General features: G+C 36.3%; 19 protein-coding genes. 11 read left to right on the top strand and 8 right to left on the bottom strand.

Annotation, left to right across the window (positions count from 1 at the left end; all coding sequences use genetic code 11):
• The first annotated feature begins 67 nt into the window (after nt 1-67).
• The 4 genes from ACSBFT_RS15515 to ACSBFT_RS15500 all read left to right on the top strand — a co-directional run bounded on the left by ACSBFT_RS15515 (nt 68) and on the right by ACSBFT_RS15500 (nt 3,873).
• Complete coding sequence (locus ACSBFT_RS15515) at nt 68-1,549, top strand: DUF4301 family protein (protein WP_489601314.1); 1,482 nt, start codon at nt 68-70, stop codon at nt 1,547-1,549.
• A gap of 150 nt (nt 1,550-1,699) precedes the next feature.
• Nucleotides 1,700-2,317: a hypothetical protein gene (locus tag ACSBFT_RS15510; protein ID WP_489601313.1), complete on the top strand. Its 618-nt coding sequence runs from the start codon at nt 1,700-1,702 to the stop codon at nt 2,315-2,317.
• 151 nt (nt 2,318-2,468) lie between these two features.
• A complete protein-coding gene (locus ACSBFT_RS15505) occupies nt 2,469-2,996 on the top strand; it encodes a hypothetical protein (protein WP_489601311.1) in 528 nt (175 codons plus the stop codon).
• A 37-nt stretch (nt 2,997-3,033) separates the two neighbouring features.
• Nucleotides 3,034-3,873 carry a sugar phosphate isomerase/epimerase family protein gene (locus ACSBFT_RS15500; protein ID WP_489601310.1) on the top strand — a complete coding sequence of 280 codons (840 nt, stop codon included), beginning with the start codon at nt 3,034-3,036 and terminating at the stop codon, nt 3,871-3,873.
• 23 nt (nt 3,874-3,896) lie between these two features.
• Here ACSBFT_RS15500 and ACSBFT_RS15495 read toward each other — a convergent pair whose 3' ends face one another.
• Nucleotides 3,897-4,538, bottom strand: coding sequence for a TIGR04282 family arsenosugar biosynthesis glycosyltransferase (locus tag ACSBFT_RS15495; RefSeq protein WP_489601309.1), 642 nt, complete (start codon nt 4,536-4,538; stop codon nt 3,897-3,899).
• A 47-nt stretch (nt 4,539-4,585) separates the two neighbouring features.
• Here ACSBFT_RS15495 and ACSBFT_RS15490 point away from each other — a divergent pair, with 47 nt between their 5' ends.
• From ACSBFT_RS15490 to ACSBFT_RS15475, 4 genes are all read left to right on the top strand, one after another.
• Complete coding sequence (locus ACSBFT_RS15490) at nt 4,586-4,954, top strand: Rid family detoxifying hydrolase (RefSeq protein WP_489601307.1); 369 nt, start codon at nt 4,586-4,588, stop codon at nt 4,952-4,954.
• 49 nt (nt 4,955-5,003) lie between these two features.
• A complete protein-coding gene (locus ACSBFT_RS15485; protein WP_489601306.1) occupies nt 5,004-5,933 on the top strand; it encodes a hydroxypyruvate isomerase family protein in 930 nt (309 codons plus the stop codon).
• A 73-nt stretch (nt 5,934-6,006) separates the two neighbouring features.
• Entirely contained in the window at nt 6,007-6,429 is a 423-nt protein-coding gene (locus tag ACSBFT_RS15480) for a hypothetical protein (protein ID WP_489601304.1), read from the top strand.
• The gene (locus ACSBFT_RS15475; RefSeq protein WP_489601303.1) at nt 6,430-6,810 is read left to right on the top strand and encodes a thiol-disulfide oxidoreductase DCC family protein; all 381 of its coding nucleotides are present in this window, start codon (nt 6,430-6,432) and stop codon (nt 6,808-6,810) included. It abuts the gene before it with no gap.
• 6 nt (nt 6,811-6,816) lie between these two features.
• On the opposite strand, the gene ACSBFT_RS15470 is transcribed toward ACSBFT_RS15475, so the two are convergent.
• From ACSBFT_RS15470 to ACSBFT_RS15440, 7 genes are all read right to left on the bottom strand, one after another.
• Complete coding sequence (locus ACSBFT_RS15470; RefSeq protein ID WP_489601302.1) at nt 6,817-7,554, bottom strand: LytR/AlgR family response regulator transcription factor; 738 nt, start codon at nt 7,552-7,554, stop codon at nt 6,817-6,819.
• 1 nt (nt 7,555) lies between these two features.
• Nucleotides 7,556-8,590: a sensor histidine kinase gene (locus ACSBFT_RS15465; RefSeq protein WP_463046878.1), complete on the bottom strand. Its 1,035-nt coding sequence runs from the start codon at nt 8,588-8,590 to the stop codon at nt 7,556-7,558.
• A 627-nt stretch (nt 8,591-9,217) separates the two neighbouring features.
• Complete coding sequence (gene ftsY / locus ACSBFT_RS15460) at nt 9,218-10,177, bottom strand: signal recognition particle-docking protein FtsY (RefSeq protein ID WP_463046881.1); 960 nt, start codon at nt 10,175-10,177, stop codon at nt 9,218-9,220.
• Between the two features lie 73 nt (nt 10,178-10,250).
• Complete coding sequence (locus ACSBFT_RS15455; protein WP_463046877.1) at nt 10,251-10,658, bottom strand: acyl-CoA thioesterase; 408 nt, start codon at nt 10,656-10,658, stop codon at nt 10,251-10,253.
• Between the two features lie 65 nt (nt 10,659-10,723).
• Nucleotides 10,724-10,879: a DUF4295 domain-containing protein gene (locus tag ACSBFT_RS15450; RefSeq protein ID WP_463046876.1), complete on the bottom strand. Its 156-nt coding sequence runs from the start codon at nt 10,877-10,879 to the stop codon at nt 10,724-10,726.
• A gap of 22 nt (nt 10,880-10,901) precedes the next feature.
• Complete coding sequence (gene rpmG, locus ACSBFT_RS15445; protein WP_463046875.1) at nt 10,902-11,084, bottom strand: 50S ribosomal protein L33; 183 nt, start codon at nt 11,082-11,084, stop codon at nt 10,902-10,904.
• A gap of 171 nt (nt 11,085-11,255) precedes the next feature.
• Complete coding sequence (locus tag ACSBFT_RS15440) at nt 11,256-11,612, bottom strand: DUF3127 domain-containing protein (RefSeq protein ID WP_489601301.1); 357 nt, start codon at nt 11,610-11,612, stop codon at nt 11,256-11,258.
• 81 nt (nt 11,613-11,693) lie between these two features.
• Here ACSBFT_RS15440 and ACSBFT_RS15435 point away from each other — a divergent pair, with 81 nt between their 5' ends.
• The 3 genes from ACSBFT_RS15435 (at nt 11,694) to uvrA (ending at nt 15,930) form a co-directional block, all read left to right on the top strand.
• Nucleotides 11,694-12,758 carry a hypothetical protein gene (locus ACSBFT_RS15435; protein ID WP_489601300.1) on the top strand — a complete coding sequence of 355 codons (1,065 nt, stop codon included), beginning with the start codon at nt 11,694-11,696 and terminating at the stop codon, nt 12,756-12,758.
• Between the two features lie 5 nt (nt 12,759-12,763).
• Nucleotides 12,764-13,006 (top strand): VF530 family protein, encoded by a 243-nt coding sequence (locus ACSBFT_RS15430; protein WP_489601299.1) that lies wholly within the window; start codon nt 12,764-12,766, stop codon nt 13,004-13,006.
• Between the two features lie 92 nt (nt 13,007-13,098).
• Nucleotides 13,099-15,930 (top strand): excinuclease ABC subunit UvrA, encoded by a 2,832-nt coding sequence (gene uvrA, locus ACSBFT_RS15425; protein WP_489601297.1) that lies wholly within the window; start codon nt 13,099-13,101, stop codon nt 15,928-15,930.
• Nucleotides 15,931-16,248: the final 318 nt, after the last annotated feature.

Below are 16,248 nucleotides of genomic sequence, written 5' to 3'. Positions count from 1 at the left end.
CTGGCTTCATTTCTAAGATTTCATTACTATTTTTAAGGCATTATTCTCTATACATAAACCCTAAAAAATGTTTTCAGAAAAGGATTTAGCACAGATCGAAAAAAGAGGAAGCGATTTAAAAATCGTGGAAGAACAGGTTGAAAACTTCAAAAATGGTTTTCCTTTCTTAAAAGCTAAAAAAGCTGCTACCATAGGAGATGGCCTTATTAAGTTAGATGACCAAGATGTCTCAGAAATGGTATCTTTTTTTGATACACAGGCTTCTAAAAAGAAGCTGTTAAAGTTTGTTCCAGCCTCAGGAGCCGCATCTAGGATGTTTAAGGCCCTATTTGCAGCTAAAGATGAAGGAAAAAAAGATGAAGCTGTAGATACTTTCGTGTCAGAGATAAATCGTTTCGCTTTTTCGGAAAGCTTGAAAAAGGTTACAGGAGGAAAATCAGAACCCCAAGATTTATTAGAGGGTTTATTAAATAGTGATGGATTGGACTATGGTTCATTGCCTAAAGGTTTATTAGAGTTTCATCAGTATGAAGACGGAACCAGAACGGCCGTGGAAGAACATATGGTGGAAGGAGCTGCATATGCCAACAGAAATGGTAGAGTTAGACTCCACTTTACAGTTTCTCCTGAACATAAGAGTAGATTCAAAGCCTTGATTCTGGATGTAAAGAAAAAGTATGAAGAAAGGTATGGGGTACAATTTCTCTTTAGCTTTTCTGAACAAAAGAAGGGTACAGATACCATTGCTGTAAACATGGATAATAGCCCTTTTAGAAAAGAGGATGGAAGTTTATTGTTCAGACCAGCTGGTCACGGGGCCCTTTTAGAAAACTTAAATGAGCAGGATGCTGATGTTATCTTTATTAAGAATATAGATAATGTGGTACCAGATCATCTTAAAGAAGATACTATAAAGTATAAGAAAGCTTTGGCTGGTTTATTATTTAGCTATCAGAAAAAGCTATTCAATTATGCTAAGAGATTGGATAAAACGGAGGTTTCGGACTATACCAGACAAAAGGCCTTGAGCTTTCTGAAATCAGAAATGAATGTAGTACCCCCAAAAGGTTTTAGGAACTGGTCGGCAGAAGATAAATTAGTATATGCCAAAGAAAAAATTAATAGACCTATAAGGGTTTGTGGAATGGTGAGGAATGTGGGTGAGCCTGGGGGTGGCCCATTTTGGGCACAAAATTCTGATGGTTCTGTTTCTCTTCAGATTGTAGAATCAGCTCAAATAAATTTTAGCAATGCTCGTCAAAAAGAGACCTTTGAAAACGCAACTCATTTTAATCCAGTGGATTTGATCGTTTCAACGAAGGATTTTAAAAGAGAGAAATTTGATTTACTTAAATTTAGAGACGCAAAAACTGGGTTTATTACAGAAAAATCTCTGAGTGGAAAATCTTTAAAAGCCCAAGAGTTGCCTGGTTTATGGAATGGAGCCATGGCAAATTGGAATACGCTTTTTGTAGAGGTACCTTTAATTACTTTTAATCCGGTTAAAACCGTGAATGATCTTTTAAGGAAAGAACATCAACCGGCTTAATAGTCAGAAATTTGCGGATAATTTGGGTTTAAATTGATTGTATTTTTTAAAGAATTGTACTTTTCGAAGAAATATTGCATTTAATTAATCCATTTGTCTTTTGTCCCATTTGAATTTCCAACATTTGTAACATAATAATTAGTTAAACAAATGACTAAAAAGAAAATAACATTTTCATTAGCAGCAGATATAGTAGGAGATGCTACTTCTGGGGTTTTAGTAGGGGAGTTTAATAATTGGGATACTAGAAATGGTTTTGAGTTAAAGAAAACCAGTGATGGTTCTCTAAAAACGACTATTTCACTGGAAACGGGAAAAACTTACGAGTATAGATATCTTCTAGATGATGGAAGATGGGTAAATGATGGAAATGCAGAGGATTATACTTTTGTAGGAAGTTACCAAGTAGATAACTGTGTAATATCCATTCCAGAAGAGGCTCCCAAAAAAGCTAAGGTGGTTAAAAAGGTAGCGGCGAAGCCTGCAACCAAAACGACTAAGGTGGTTGTTAAATCTGATGTAGATGATTTAACTAAAATTGAAGGGGTTGGTAAGAAAATAGCAGAGCTATTAAATAGCGATGGTATTACTACTTTTCAGCTTTTAGGTAAAGCAACACAGAAAAAATTAAAAGAGATTCTTGCCGCTGCCGGTCCAAGATATCAAATGCACGACCCAAAAACATGGGCGAAACAATCCAAACTAGCCGCGGCTGGTAAATGGGAGCAATTGGATATTTTGCAAGCCGAGTTAAAAGGCGGAAAATAATATTATTTCAATAGGGTTGAATATAAAATCCGGAGGCTTTGCCTTCGGTTTTTTTTTGTTTAAGGGCTAACTAAATTTCGTAATGATTACACTTGCGTATATTTATGGATTAAATTGTTAACCCCAAATGCTCTATAGATTAAAGCACCTGATGTTTTTATTCGTTATGTTCTTTTTCTCCTGCGAGAAGGAAGAGACTGTTTTTATGTATAGTGTGGAGCCGGAACTTGAATCTTTTGTAAATGCTTTTTATGCCGAAGCAGACTTGAGAGGTGTAGTTTTACCTAAGACGAATCTTATTGTGGAATTTGGTGAAGTGAGTGAAGAGCTTTGTGGGCAGTGTGAAAGGCCAAAGGGCTCAAAAGAATTACAGCGAAAAGTACTTATAAGTAAGGCATCTTCTTGCTGGGGTAATAGCGTTAACCAAAACAAAGAAGCCTTGGTTTTTCATGAACTTGGGCATTGTCTTTTAAACAGAGAACATAAGGAAGTGTTTTTTGCCGGTGGGGCACCCAAAAGCATTATGGTTAAGGTTTTGGAAGGCCCATATCAACCCTGTGTTTATGTTTTTAATGAAAATCCTATGGCCTGCAATAGGACCATAAGAAGGAAATATTACTTAGATGAGCTCTTTAATGAAAATATAGCTGAGGTTCCTAGTTGGGCAAATCAGGAATAGATTGTACTTTAGTCCTGTTCAACCAAAGAATTAACAAATGAATTTTTCTAGAAATGATTTTATAAGAACCTTAGGCATAGGAGCTGTTTCTGCAGCCGGCATGTCATTCAATACATCATCATCCAATATTAAACCTAATGCTCATAAATTACGACTAGGCTTAGCTTCCTATTCGCTGAGAAAGTATAGTTTAGACGAGCTGATAGACATTGTGCAAAGGCTCGATATTAAAGATGTGGCGTTTAAAAGTTTTCATTTGCCTTATGAGGCTTCTCCAGAGGAGTTAAAAAAGATTACTGCGAAGGTAAAGGCTAGAGGAATTAACCTTTATGGGGTAGGTGTAATTTATATGAAAACGCCAGAAGACGTGGAGACGTATTTTAACTACGCCAAAGCCGCAGGTGTAAAAATGATTATTGGAGCTCCAAAGCATGATTTACTTTCCTTGGTAGAGAAGAAAGTAAAAGAAACAGACATCAAGCTGGCCATACATAATCATGGACCAGAAGACGAAATCTTCCCATCTCCAGGAAGTGTTTATGAAAAGATAAAGGGCTTGGATAAGAGAATTGGTTTATGCATTGACACAGGTCATACATTTAGGTTGAATTTAGATCCTGCTACAGAGCTAAAGAAATATAAAGACCGCCTGTTTGATGTACATATAAAAGATATTCATGAACAAATTCCTAAAGGTCAGAATGTGGAAATAGGCCGTGGAAAAATGGATATTGCAAGCATCATGCAGGCATTGATAGATATTGAGTATGATGGTGTTTTAGGTCTAGAATACGAAAAGGATGGAGACCATGCCATTTACGGCTTGGCTGAATCTGTAGGTTATGTTAGAGGAATATTGAGCACTTTAGAGGCTTAATATTTATTCAAACTGCTCGATTTCTATTGAGAAGTCGAGCAGTTTTTAATCTCTAAAAGGTGTTCTACATCCGCTTGCACGTCTACGTCACTTAAAGTTGGAAGGAGGGCATAGGATAAAGAAAAGTGGTCTAAAGCTTCCTGTGCTTCTAAACATACAGTTTCATGCGACCATCTTTTGTTTAAGAAGGTTTTTTTTAGAACATCGTCCGCATTTATGGCTTGTTTCTTGAAGTTGAAACCAATGCTATAGTAGCCACCATCTTTTGCTGGACCAATGACCGAATCGTAGGTATCCAAAATATTAAAAGCGGAATCTATAATTTCAGTGGTTAGATCAAGGCAGTCACTACCAATAATAAGTACCTTTTGGGCACCTGAATCATAAAGCTGCTTAAACCCATGATACATTTTTTGCCCTAAATCTGGATTTTGGTCTTGTAAATGTTTTTGAAACTTCTCATTACACCATTCGTCGCTATTGTTGACATATTGACTGTAGAAAAGGTGGCGTTGGGCATCTACATTAAGGGTTACTTCTCTCGTGTGAGATAGAAGTAAAAGGTAGATTTCTAGTGCTTTTTCTTTCCCTAAAGTAGCTGCCAATCTCGTTTTAGCTTTGCCGAGTTCAGGATTTTTAATAAAAATAAGAAGAGCGTTTTCCAATACTGTTTAGTTTTGTGAAAGACAGTTAAACATCAATTTATAATAATATGCAAAAACAAATTATATATACGGAAAATGCACCAGAACCGATCGGCCCATATTCTCAAGCCGTATTAATTAACGGTACACTATATGCATCAGGTCAAATAGCTTATGATGCTTCTCTTTCAGGAAGTATTGAAATAGAGGCAGTGCAAGTTATGGAAAATTTAAAAGCGGTACTCGAGACGGCTGAAATGGATTTTAATAATGTGGTTAAGTGTAGCATTTTTCTTAAATCAATGGACACTTTTGGTCAGGTTAACGAAGTTTACGGCAGATACTTCACAGAAAACCCTCCAGCTAGAGAAACGGTTGAAGTGGCTAAATTACCAAAGGATGTTAATGTAGAAATTTCGTTGATTGCGGTTAAATAAGAGTTTTTAAATGTTTATTTTTAAGGAAACAACCTACTGAAATATTGTAATGACAAGCAGAAGAAATTTTATAGCGACCTCAAGCTTAGCGGCTGGAGGTCTTTTTATGGGTGCTAATGAAGCTATGGGAGCATCTTTTTTGAGCAATTCTGATAAACCGTTTAAGTCAAATTTTGCCCCTCATTTTGGAATGTTCCAAAATTCGGCGGGAAAGGATTTTGTGGACCAGATTAAATTCATGCACGAGCGTGGTTTCAGAGCATTGGAGGATAATGGTATGATGGGCAGAAGCTTAGCTGACCAAGAGCGTATCTCTAAAGAAATGACTCGATTAGGTATGCAAATGGGAGTTTTTGTGATCAGTTTCGATAATTGGCCTTTGAAAACTTCTTTGGCTTCTGGAGACGTGGAATGGAAAGAAATTTTCTTAAAAAAATGTAGAGAATCCGTTGCTGTAGCCAAAAGGGTAAATGCCAAATGGATGACGGTAGTTCCAGGGAACTTTGCCAGAGAATTGCCAATGGGCATTCAAATGGCCAATGTGGTAGATGCATTAAGAAGGGCTGTGGATATTTTGGAACCACATGGCTTAACAATGGTTTTGGAACCGCTCTCAGATACACCAGATTTATTTATGCGTACATCAGATCAAACCTTTTTGCTTTGTAAGGCTGTGAATAGTCCGTCTTGTAAAATACTTTTTGACATGTGGCACATGCAAAGGAATGAAGGCAGGCTTCAAAGAAACATGGATCTTACTTGGGAAGAAATAGGTTACTTTCAAATTGGTGATGAGCCGGGGAGAAAAGAACCTACTACTGGCGAAATAAACTATAAACACCTTTTTAAGCATATTTATGAAAAGAATGCTAAAGATGACCAAAGATTGGTTTTAGGAATGGAACACGGAAACTTTTTTGATGGAAAAGAAGGGGAAGAAAAGTTAATAGCGGCTTACAGGTGGTCTGACGATTTTTAAACAGTATCTTTCTTAGGTAAAGAATAATCAGAAAACATATACATCTTAAATTTGACAAAAAACATTTCAAACTATGCAGAACATATTACTTACCAGTCATCACTACTTGGCTTTTATAGCGTTAATCTTAGTAGCTTGGGCTACGATTAATGGCGTTTCTGGCGTTACGTCTGAAAAGGTGTGGGAAGACAAACACAGAAAGATTAATTTATTTGCACTTATAGCTACACATACTATGCTGTTATTGGGTATTGTACTTTTATTCATGGCAATGAGTAACGCAGATATGAGCGGTATAATGAAGAACGCCATCGCTAGAAAGCAATACGTTGAACATCCGATGATGGGTATTTTAGCGGCTATTTTTGTGACCATCGGAAACGCAAAAAGTAAAAAGGGTATTGGTAATGGAAAACGCTTTAAGTCAACATTGATTTTCTTTGGACTGGCTTTAGTTTTCATTTTGAGCCGTTTACCTTTCGAGAAGTTATTCTAAATGAGTGTGGTTCTATTTGATGGAGTGTGTAACTTATGCAATGGGTTCGTCAATTTTATTATAGATCAGGATAAAAAAGGAGATATTAAGTTCGCTTCTCTTCAGTCTAACTATGCAAAAAATCTTTTAGATTCGGAGGCGAAAGAGCTTGAGTCTGTAATATTTTTCGATGGGAAGGATTTATTTAGAAAATCTGAAGCAGTATTCCAAATAGCAAAACAGCTACCCAATTTTAAGTGGGTAGCTGTTTTTTGTTTTTTACCACTCTTTTTAAGAGATGGTATTTATGATTTTATAGCTAGAAATAGATATAGGATTTTCGGAAAGAGTTTATCTTGTCGTATTCCTACGCCAGAACTACAATCACGATTCTTAGGCTGATCCAGCCTAAGACTTTTGATAATTTATAGCACTCATTAAATCCTCCATATTACTATCGCTTACAGGAATGTCAAACTTGTCTATCGAAATTCTATGGTTTCTAATACTTTGAATTTTATCAAGATTAACGATATAAGATTTTTGAACCCTCATAAAATTACCGGGAAGCCTTTCTTCAATACCTTTTAAGGTAGACTTTGTAAGGATGGGCCTCGTCTGAGAAGTGATGAAGATTTTGATATAATCCTTTAGACCTTCTATATGAGTGATTTCTTCAAATATTATTTTAACTAAAGAATATTCTACGTTAACAAAGAAAGAAGCAGGTTCGGCTGGAATAGAAACACCACTTGGTAATTGACTAGGAGACTTATCTTTTTTAAATAGATCAAGGGCCTTATGAGCGGCTTTTGAGAATCTATCGAAGCTTACAGGTTTCATAAGGTAATCTACGACATCAAGGTTGTAGCTTTCCACCGCATAATTATCATAAGCGGTAACCAATATAACCATAGGCTTGTCTTTTAAACTAGCCAAAAATTTTGTTCCTAGCATTCCTGGCATTTGTATATCCAAGAACATGAGATCTATTTTGTTTTCTTGTAGGGCTTCCATGGCTTCATAAGGGTTTTTACAAACCTTTACTAAGTTCAAAAATGGAACTTGCTCAATGTTTTCTTGCAGCAGTTTTCTGGCAAGGTTTTCATCATCAACCGCGATACAGTTCAATTTTGTTACTGACATATTATTGCTTTATCTCTCGTTTTAAATTCAATTTTAATCTCACTGTAAACTTATTGCCATCATCCACAATGTCTAGATGATGTTTCTCAGGATATAATAACTCTAATCTTCTTCTAACATTCTTTAGACCAATACCAGAGCTAAAGTCTTTCTGATCTGTATCTTCCGGACCAATTAGATTCATTACTTCAAATGTAAGATCTGTTTGATCATAACTCAAATTTATATTAATTATTGGCTGAGTTACCATTCCCACACCATGTTTAAAAGCATTTTCTACAAATGGAATAAGGAGCATGGGCTCAATGGTGAGGCTACTGTCATTTCCAGATATGTGAACGCTTATATCTACATCTTCTCCATATCTGATCTTTTGAAGGTCTATGTAGTTTTTTAAATATTCCAATTCTTTACTAACAGGCACTTGTTTAGTATCTGTTTCATAAAGCATGTATCTAATGAGTTGTGATAGTTGGATGGTGACCGTTTCTGCTAAATCCGATCGAGAACGAATTAAATAGACTATGCTGTTTAATACATTAAAAATAAAGTGTGGGCTAATTTGAGATCTTAAGAAGGATAGTTCTGACCGTAGCCTTTCCTGACTTTCTTCAACTCTCAGGTTCTCTTGTTCCATATATGCCGTTACAAGGCCGTAGCCAGTACCTAAGGCTGCCACAAAAATTACGGGAAAAAATATGAAGAAGGTATAAGTATTTCTGTAGTCGGGGTTAACCCATACTTTAATATAACTTTCTGATAATATATATATTAAACAAATAGATGTTAAAATGATTAGATAAGTGGTGACACCTTTCTTTTTAAATACCTTCGGAATGAGATAGAAAACGATAAGGTAGAATAGAGGAATTTCTACTAACCTTACGATAAAAAGCATTTTTAAGAAAATAACAGCGGCAGGATTGTCATAATCTGCATTAATCAGCGGATATCCTATCCAGATTCCCCACATAAATACTTGGAAAAGTATTTTGTAAAGGCTGTCGTTATTTTTTGATTGTAGGTTCAGGTTCATATCTAACTCATAAACAAAAGGCTAAGAAATTATAAAACCAAGTTATTTTGATAATCGTATTTATTTCGAAGATATATGCTAGAATATTGTCGTAAAGTTATATAATCGACAAATATGAGTTATTTATCATCAAAATGTCCCTATGCAACGATTGAAAACATCTTGCATACGTATATGGTATATATTTGGGCGATTTCTAGAGAATAGCACATGAATACTAAAATTTGTATAACATTAAGAGGCAAGGTCTTGTCAACAGGCTGTGCTTAAAAATGTTATTTCTTCTTAAATCTCTTGCAAGAGATTGTGAGTGTCGTTTTAGTAGTAATGTGAAATTCTGCTCAATTTTATGTGTTTGTGTTGTGAATCAAAGTGATTTTATGGACAGTCCTAAAGTGGTTTATGCCAATTTCTAAATGGAGGGATTGAACTATTATTGCTGATAGATCATTTAATAATTAGGGTGTTTTGTACTTTATAGTTGAATTAGTCACCAAGTAGGTGTTTTAAGATATACTGAGTTTTCTTTTTTGGTAAACTTAGAGAAGAGCAAAAATAAAAGGGGTTTTATTTTTAGAGGGGGTTGCTTCACAGTAGCTCCCTTTTTTAATGTAATAAAACGGTTATCTAAGATTTGCTAAATAAGGAATCTACAAACTCGGTTTTGTTAAAAACTTGTAGGTCCTCCATTTTTTCACCAACACCAATATATTTTACTGGAATCTTAAACTCATCAGATATGCCAATCACAACCCCACCTTTTGCGGTTCCATCTAACTTAGTAATGGCTAATGAATTAATTTCGGTAACCTTGGTGAATTCTCTTGCCTGAATAATGGCGTTTTGTCCGGTACTGCCGTCCAGAACGAGCATGATTTCATGAGGAGCTTCTGGCAATACTTTTTGCATCACCCGTTTTATCTTTCCGAGCTCTTTCATCAGGTTTACCTTGGTGTGAAGCCTTCCTGCCGTGTCTATTATGATAACGTCGGCACCTTGCTCCATTCCTATTTTCACGGCGTCATAGGCTACAGAAGAGGGGTCTGTGTTCATGCCATGATCAATAACAGAAACGCCTACACGCTCACCCCATAGTTTAAGTTGATCTACGGCTGCGGCTCGGAACGTATCTGCAGCACCCAGTACTACTTTCTTTCCATTTTTCTGAAAATTATAGGCTAGCTTACCAATGGTTGTGGTTTTACCAACACCATTTACACCTACCACCATAAGGATATAAGGTTTGGGTAGATTGTCGGTTTCAAAGCTATTCTGAACATCTTGGGAGTTGTTCTCTTCTAAAAGAGCGGCTGTTTCTTCTCTGAGGATTTTATCTAATTCATTAACCGAGGTATACTTGTCCTCAGATACTCTTTTTTCAATCCTCTTGATGATTTTTATAGTGGTGTCTAAACCTACATCTGAAGAAATTAAAATCTCTTCTAGCTCGTCTAAAACTTCTTCGTCAACGGTAGATTTACCAACAACGGCCCTGCTGATTTTGTCAAAAATGCCCGATTTAGACTTTTCTAATCCTTTGTCTAAAGTTTCTTTCTTCTCCTTATTAAAAAAGCTAAAAATACCCATGTAGGTTAATAATGGTTTAAGTGGCAAAGAGGTCTAATTACAAATGTATAAGCTTTTGTTCTTTAGATTTTCCTTATAACACAGAAGATATGAAAAAAGATTCGGTTACGTATAATGGAACTCTAGTTGGTTTCATTTTTATAGCATCTAGAGCAATCCATAAAGTGGATGCTTTTACCAAGATTTCTTCACCTCTTTTAATGATGTAGTGTCTTTCTGAAGTAATTTGAGTGAAATTTTGAACCCAAGTTTCCACAATAAGTTCGTCGTTTTCATAAGCGGATTTGAAATATTCTATCTCATGTTTTCTTACCACCCATCTTATGGCGTCGGATATTTCTTTGGGAGCCTTAGCGTACCAATGACTTATAGCAGCCTCCTGTAGATATTTGAAATAAACCACATTATTAACATGCTCAAGCTCGTCTAGATCTTCAGGTTTAACTTTTATGGCGTGCTGATATATTATTGGGGTAGACATAGGTTAAATGAGAAAAGCCCTTTCCAATTATGGAAGGGCTCTTATAAAATCTTTTTTTTAAGCTATTACGCTTTCAAAAATTCAGTTACTTGTTCTGCAGGAACCATTTCTTCTTTGAAAGTGTAGGCTCCGGTTTTTGGAGATCTTACAGCTTTCACCACCTTTGCAAAACTTCTAAGCTTAGATTTATCTTGCAGCGTTGCAACTACTTTCTTTGCCATGATTTTTCTATTTTAAATGGTGTTATTTAATTTCTTTATGAACTGTATATTTTCTCATTACTGGATTGTATTTTTTCAATTCCAATCTAGTAGTAGTATTCTTACGGTTTTTAGTGGTAATGTATCTCGACATTCCCGCTAGGCCAGATTCTTTGTGTTCTGTACACTGTAAAATCACCTGAACTCTATTTCCTTTTTTAGCCATCGCTTTATCTGATTAAAAATATCTTGCCCTCAAACAGGGCTGCAAAGATAACTATATTTTCTACTTGGACAAATTAACTTTAAAAATATTCTGTAGAATTATTAGGCATTCTACAGACATCTTATCTCTAGCCCTTTGTAGTAATAGCTTATACAGCGTTAAATTTATTTTTTAAAATGGAAGGTCATCTTCTCCTTCTAAAGCTGCAGGTATTTCTGCTGGAGCTGTAGCTGTTTTAGGAGCAGAGGTTGGTGCCGCTGAAGTTTGCTGTCCTTCTAGTCTCCAGGCTTTTATGTCTGTGTACCATCTTCCGTTATACTCTCTACTTTCTATTTCAATAGAAGCGGTAACCGTGGCTCCCATTTTAATCAGGTTTTCATCAATTTTGTCTCCCCACATCGATAAACAAACCTTTTTAGGGTATGTTCCTTCCGTTTCAATTACAAAATCTTGTTTTTTCCAAGTACCATTTTTTCCTTCACCTGACTGTAAAGGTAAAACTTGAATAATATTTCCGCTAATTTCCATTTCGAATTAATAGTATAGATTTTTAACTAATTTCGATGCAAATCTAAAAAAATACCAATCTAAAACCGAATCATTCTTTAAGTGCTTTCTGAATTAGTCCATCAAATAGCCGACTTACAGCTCCATGGGAATGAAAAATTTCCGGATGGTCTTTTTATGTCCTACAGGTTAAATAGTTGTTGGTTTTACCAAAGATTAGATTCAAATATCTTTGCCTCAAGCTCTGTGGCTTTCATTTTGAGATGTATCAAAGAAGATGTTTCAAAGGAGTATCAGAGTGTCATAGAAGGGGTTTTGGAAGGTATAAAGGTTAACTATCCATTATACCAAAATAAGGAGGGTTTAAAGACTTTTAATTTTTGGCAGACCAAACCCACCAATCATTTTCCCAATGGATATTTGATGAAAAGGTTCAAGCATTTCAAATTACCCGATGATATTGACGATACGGCTTTGGTTTATTTAACCAGTGATTATAAAACGGAAGAAGTTTTATGGCTGAAGGAAAAGTTGAAAAAGCATACTCCAGCTCACTTGGTTTATAATACTTGGTTTGGTGTTAATATGCCAGCAGAAAAGGATGTTTGTGCTCTGTGTAATCTTATGTATTTGCTTTTTGAGTCAAAAACTGATTTTAATGAATATGATTTTGCGACGCTAAACTATCTAAATCAAGTTATAATTTCTAAAGAATTTTTGAGTGAAACTTTTTGGGTTTCTAGACATTATGGTACGCTTCCGTTAATTGTTTATCATTATGGACGACTACTTGGCAGATTTGAGATTGATGAATTGAAGGAGGCTAAAGAAAAACTGCGAGACCTCATTCCTGTTTTTTTTGAGAAAGAGACTGGTTGGCTAAACAAAGTTTTGCTGCAAACATCTTTCCTTAAATTATATGGAAACGAGGGAGAACAGGGGATTTTAAAATGGAACCCCTTTGAAGGAAATTGGAAGAACAAACTTAAATCGGAACAGTTTTACGCTTTCATAGGGGCACCATTTGCTCCTTTGACCACTAGTTTATGGAAAGGTATAGCTTCCAAAGCATTTTTTCAGATTGGCTGGAAATGCGAGGCTCATGAATTGGCTTTAGTATTAGAAAACGTAATTTTGAGGCAGAAATATTTCGAGACGAAATCTTAAGGGTTATGGAAAATAAAGAATTGGAATCACAGCCGAACAATCCGCTACATGGCGTAAGGCTGGATTTTATGTTGGATACGCTGCTAGATGAATTTGGCTGGAGTGGTTTAGGCAGAATTATTAAGATCAATTGTTTTAATATAAACCCTACCGTTAAATCGTCTTTGAAGTTTTTAAGAAAGACAGACTGGGCCAGAAAGAAAGTGGAAGACCTTTATTTGGAGGTTACGGCGAGAAGAAAGGACTGATTGATTAATATTTTAGCTTTTTAAAACATGGCTAAGCGGTTTGTTTTCAATTTGGTTACCTTTGCGAATTATCAGAACCCAAACTATATTTCGTGGCATTATCAGATGTAGCATTAACAGGACATGAGCAAATAGAAGTTTTTGGAGCTCGTGAACACAATCTTAAAAATATTGACGTCACTATTCCTAGGAATAAACTCGTTACAATTACTGGAATTAGTGGCTCTGGCAAGTCGTCATTAGCCTTTGATACCATCTATGCAGAAGGGCAGAGAAGGTATATGGAGAGCTTTTCGGCTTATGCCAGAAGCTTTATTGGAGATATGGAACGTCCGGATGTTGACAAAATCAACGGCCTTTCTCCCGTAATCAGTATTGAGCAAAAAACAACCTCGAAGAATCCACGCTCTACTGTGGGTACGACTACTGAGATATACGATTTTCTTCGTCTTTTGTTCGCCCGTGCCGGAATTGCATATAGTTATGTAACCGGCAAGCCTATGATCAAGCAGTCGCAAGATCAGATTGTTGAGAAGATTTTGGGTGAATATTCGGGTCAAAAATTGAATCTTTTGGCTCCAGTGGTTAAAGGTAGAAAAGGGCATTACCGTGAGCTTTTTGTTCAGATAAGAAAAATGGGCTACTCCAAGGTCAGAATTGATGGAGAAGTACAGGATCTTACACCCAAGATGCAGGTAGATAGATATAAGATTCACGACATAGAAATAGTAGTAGACAGGATTGTTCCGAAAATAGAAGATAGATATAGGATAAGCCAATCTGTTGGAACGGCTTTAAAAGTAGGAAAGGGCAGTATGCTACTGCTAAACGAGGAGGGTGATGTTCAATATTTGTCTCAAAACCTGATGGATCCAGAAGCTGGTATCAGTTATGAGCAGCCGTCTCCTAATTCGTTTTCTTTTAACTCTCCTTATGGTTCGTGCCCTACATGTAATGGCATGGGAGAGGTGCAAGAAATTACAGAAGAATCTATTATTCCAAATAGGTCACTAAGTATAAGTAGAGGAGGAATTGTAGCTCTTGGAGAATATAGGGAACTATGGATTTTTAAGCAAATTTCTGTCATTTTAAAGAAATTCAAAGCCAATATAAGTACGCCGATTGAAAAGATTCCTGAGGAAGCTATGCAGGTGATTCTTTATGGAAGCGAAGATCCTGTGGCGGTACCTTCTAAAAAATATCCAGGAGAAGACTGGAATACGAATTTTGAAGGAATCATTAATTTCTTGAAAAGACAACAGGAATCTGATAATGATAAGATAGGGGATTGGTTAAAAGATTTTATGTTAATCAAGACCTGTCCAGATTGTGAAGGGGCAAGATTGAAAATAGAATCAAGACACTTTAGAATCCACGATAAAAATATTTCAGAACTATCCACAATGGACGTATCTGATTTGGCCGCCTGGTTTGAAAATATAGAAGAGAAGCTAACAGATAAACAGAATCTTATAGCCGTAGAGATTTTAAAGGAAATTAGAAAGAGAATTGGTTTTTTGAACGGTATTGGTCTTGACTATTTGACTTTAAACCGCCCTATTAGGTCGCTTTCTGGTGGAGAAGCTCAGAGAATTAGATTGGCTACACAAATAGGTACCCAGTTGGTAGGTGTTTTATATATCATGGATGAGCCTAGTATAGGTTTGCATCAGCGTGATAACGTAAAACTAATAACTGCACTCAAAGATTTAAGGGACTTAGGAAACACGGTGCTTATAGTGGAGCATGATAAGGATATGATGCTGGAGTCGGATTATATCATAGATGTGGGGCCTGGAGCAGGAAGGCATGGAGGTAGAATAGTGGGTAGTGGAGTGCCAGAGGAGTTCTTGAAAAATGGAAGTAAAACCGCGGAATACCTGAGTGGAAGAATAAATATTGAGATACCTAAGGAAAGAAGAGAAGGAAACGGAGAGACATTAATTCTAAAAGGAGCGGTAGGTAATAACCTTAAAAATGTAGACCTGAAAATTCCTTTAGGTAAGATGGTGTGTGTAACGGGTGTGAGTGGAAGTGGAAAGTCATCATTAATTCATGACACGCTGTTTCCTGTTTTGAATAAGCATTTTTTTAGAGCAAAACGGGAGCCTTTAGAGCATAAAAAGGTAACGGGTTTAGAGTATTTGGATAAAGTGATAGAGGTAGACCAGTCTCCTATTGGGAGAACACCGAGGAGTAATCCGGCCACATACACTGGTATGTTTACAGATATTCGTTCCTTATTTTCAGATTTACCAGAATCTAAAATTAGGGGCTATAAACCAGGGCGTTTTTCTTTCAATGTAAAAGGTGGAAGATGCGAAACTTGTCAAGGTGGAGGAATGAAGAAGATTGAGATGGATTTCTTACCTGATGTGCATGTGGAATGCGAAACGTGTAAAGGCAAAAGGTTTAACAGAGAGACTTTGGAGGTTCGTTTTAAGGGAAAATCCATATCTGATGTGTTAGATATGACCGTGGAAGAGGCCTTAATGTTTTTTGAGAAACAGCCACGTATAAATAGAAAGGTTCAAACACTTTTTGATGTGGGTTTGGGATACATTACGCTTGGCCAGCACGCCACGACACTTTCTGGGGGAGAAGCTCAGCGAGTAAAACTTTCTGAAGAACTTTCTAAAAGGGATACTGGAAAAACGATATACATTCTTGATGAACCAACCACGGGATTACATTTTCAGGATATTCAGAAACTGTTAGATGTACTTCAGAAGCTGGCAGATAAAGGAAATACCGTTCTTATTATAGAGCATAATATGGATGTTATAAAAGTGGCTGACCATGTGATCGATGTAGGGCCTGAGGGTGGTACCCGAGGCGGATATATTATAGCAGAAGGCACGCCTGAAAAGGTAGCTAGAGTAAAGGGAAGCCATACGGGTTTTTATCTGGCTAAGGAGTTTTGAATGAACTTTAAGTAATAGAGCTCTTTGGGATAGTACTATTATTGTATTTTTTTGTAAAATTTTATTGAATGGTAATCTTGCTTGTATTTCTTTTCAGGAATTTTTAGGGTAGTATATATAAGATCCTATTTATTAGGGTAGTAGGTTTGGTTGCGTAAAGCAGTATTGTTTTCAGGTATAGGGGTATTTCCATGAAAAAATGGTAAAAGCTCGTTATGAGTTATAGCAGGGATACCTCCATTTTGTTTTATTGTGCTAAATATTTGTAGCTTTATCCATAGCCGTTTAACGATAAAGCAGTTGTTCCAAACATCTATT

This window comes from Arcticibacterium sp. SM2516, assembly GCF_057914865.1.
Note: the sequence above shows the minus strand (reverse complement) of the source record. Positions and strands in the feature narration are given on the sequence as shown.

Excerpts from the sequence above, each read along its gene's own strand:
- ACSBFT_RS15515 (WP_489601314.1), top strand. The coding sequence starts at position 68 with ATGTTTTCAGAAAAGGATTTAGCACAGATCGAAAAAAGAGGAAGCGAT.
- ACSBFT_RS15510 (WP_489601313.1), top strand. The coding sequence starts at position 1,700 with ATGACTAAAAAGAAAATAACATTTTCATTAGCAGCAGATATAGTAGGA.
- ACSBFT_RS15505 (WP_489601311.1), top strand. The coding sequence starts at position 2,469 with ATGTTTTTATTCGTTATGTTCTTTTTCTCCTGCGAGAAGGAAGAGACT.
- ACSBFT_RS15500 (WP_489601310.1), top strand. The coding sequence starts at position 3,034 with ATGAATTTTTCTAGAAATGATTTTATAAGAACCTTAGGCATAGGAGCT.
- ACSBFT_RS15490 (WP_489601307.1), top strand. The coding sequence starts at position 4,586 with ATGCAAAAACAAATTATATATACGGAAAATGCACCAGAACCGATCGGC.
- ACSBFT_RS15485 (WP_489601306.1), top strand. The coding sequence starts at position 5,004 with ATGACAAGCAGAAGAAATTTTATAGCGACCTCAAGCTTAGCGGCTGGA.
- ACSBFT_RS15480 (WP_489601304.1), top strand. The coding sequence starts at position 6,007 with ATGCAGAACATATTACTTACCAGTCATCACTACTTGGCTTTTATAGCG.
- ACSBFT_RS15475 (WP_489601303.1), top strand. The coding sequence starts at position 6,430 with ATGAGTGTGGTTCTATTTGATGGAGTGTGTAACTTATGCAATGGGTTC.
- ACSBFT_RS15470 (WP_489601302.1), bottom strand. The coding sequence starts at position 7,554 with ATGTCAGTAACAAAATTGAACTGTATCGCGGTTGATGATGAAAACCTT.
- ACSBFT_RS15465 (WP_463046878.1), bottom strand. The coding sequence starts at position 8,590 with ATGAACCTGAACCTACAATCAAAAAATAACGACAGCCTTTACAAAATA.
- ftsY (WP_463046881.1), bottom strand. The coding sequence starts at position 10,177 with ATGGGTATTTTTAGCTTTTTTAATAAGGAGAAGAAAGAAACTTTAGAC.
- ACSBFT_RS15455 (WP_463046877.1), bottom strand. The coding sequence starts at position 10,658 with ATGTCTACCCCAATAATATATCAGCACGCCATAAAAGTTAAACCTGAA.
- ACSBFT_RS15450 (WP_463046876.1), bottom strand. The coding sequence starts at position 10,879 with ATGGCAAAGAAAGTAGTTGCAACGCTGCAAGATAAATCTAAGCTTAGA.
- rpmG (WP_463046875.1), bottom strand. The coding sequence starts at position 11,084 with ATGGCTAAAAAAGGAAATAGAGTTCAGGTGATTTTACAGTGTACAGAA.
- ACSBFT_RS15440 (WP_489601301.1), bottom strand. The coding sequence starts at position 11,612 with ATGGAAATTAGCGGAAATATTATTCAAGTTTTACCTTTACAGTCAGGT.
- ACSBFT_RS15430 (WP_489601299.1), top strand. The coding sequence starts at position 12,764 with ATGGAAAATAAAGAATTGGAATCACAGCCGAACAATCCGCTACATGGC.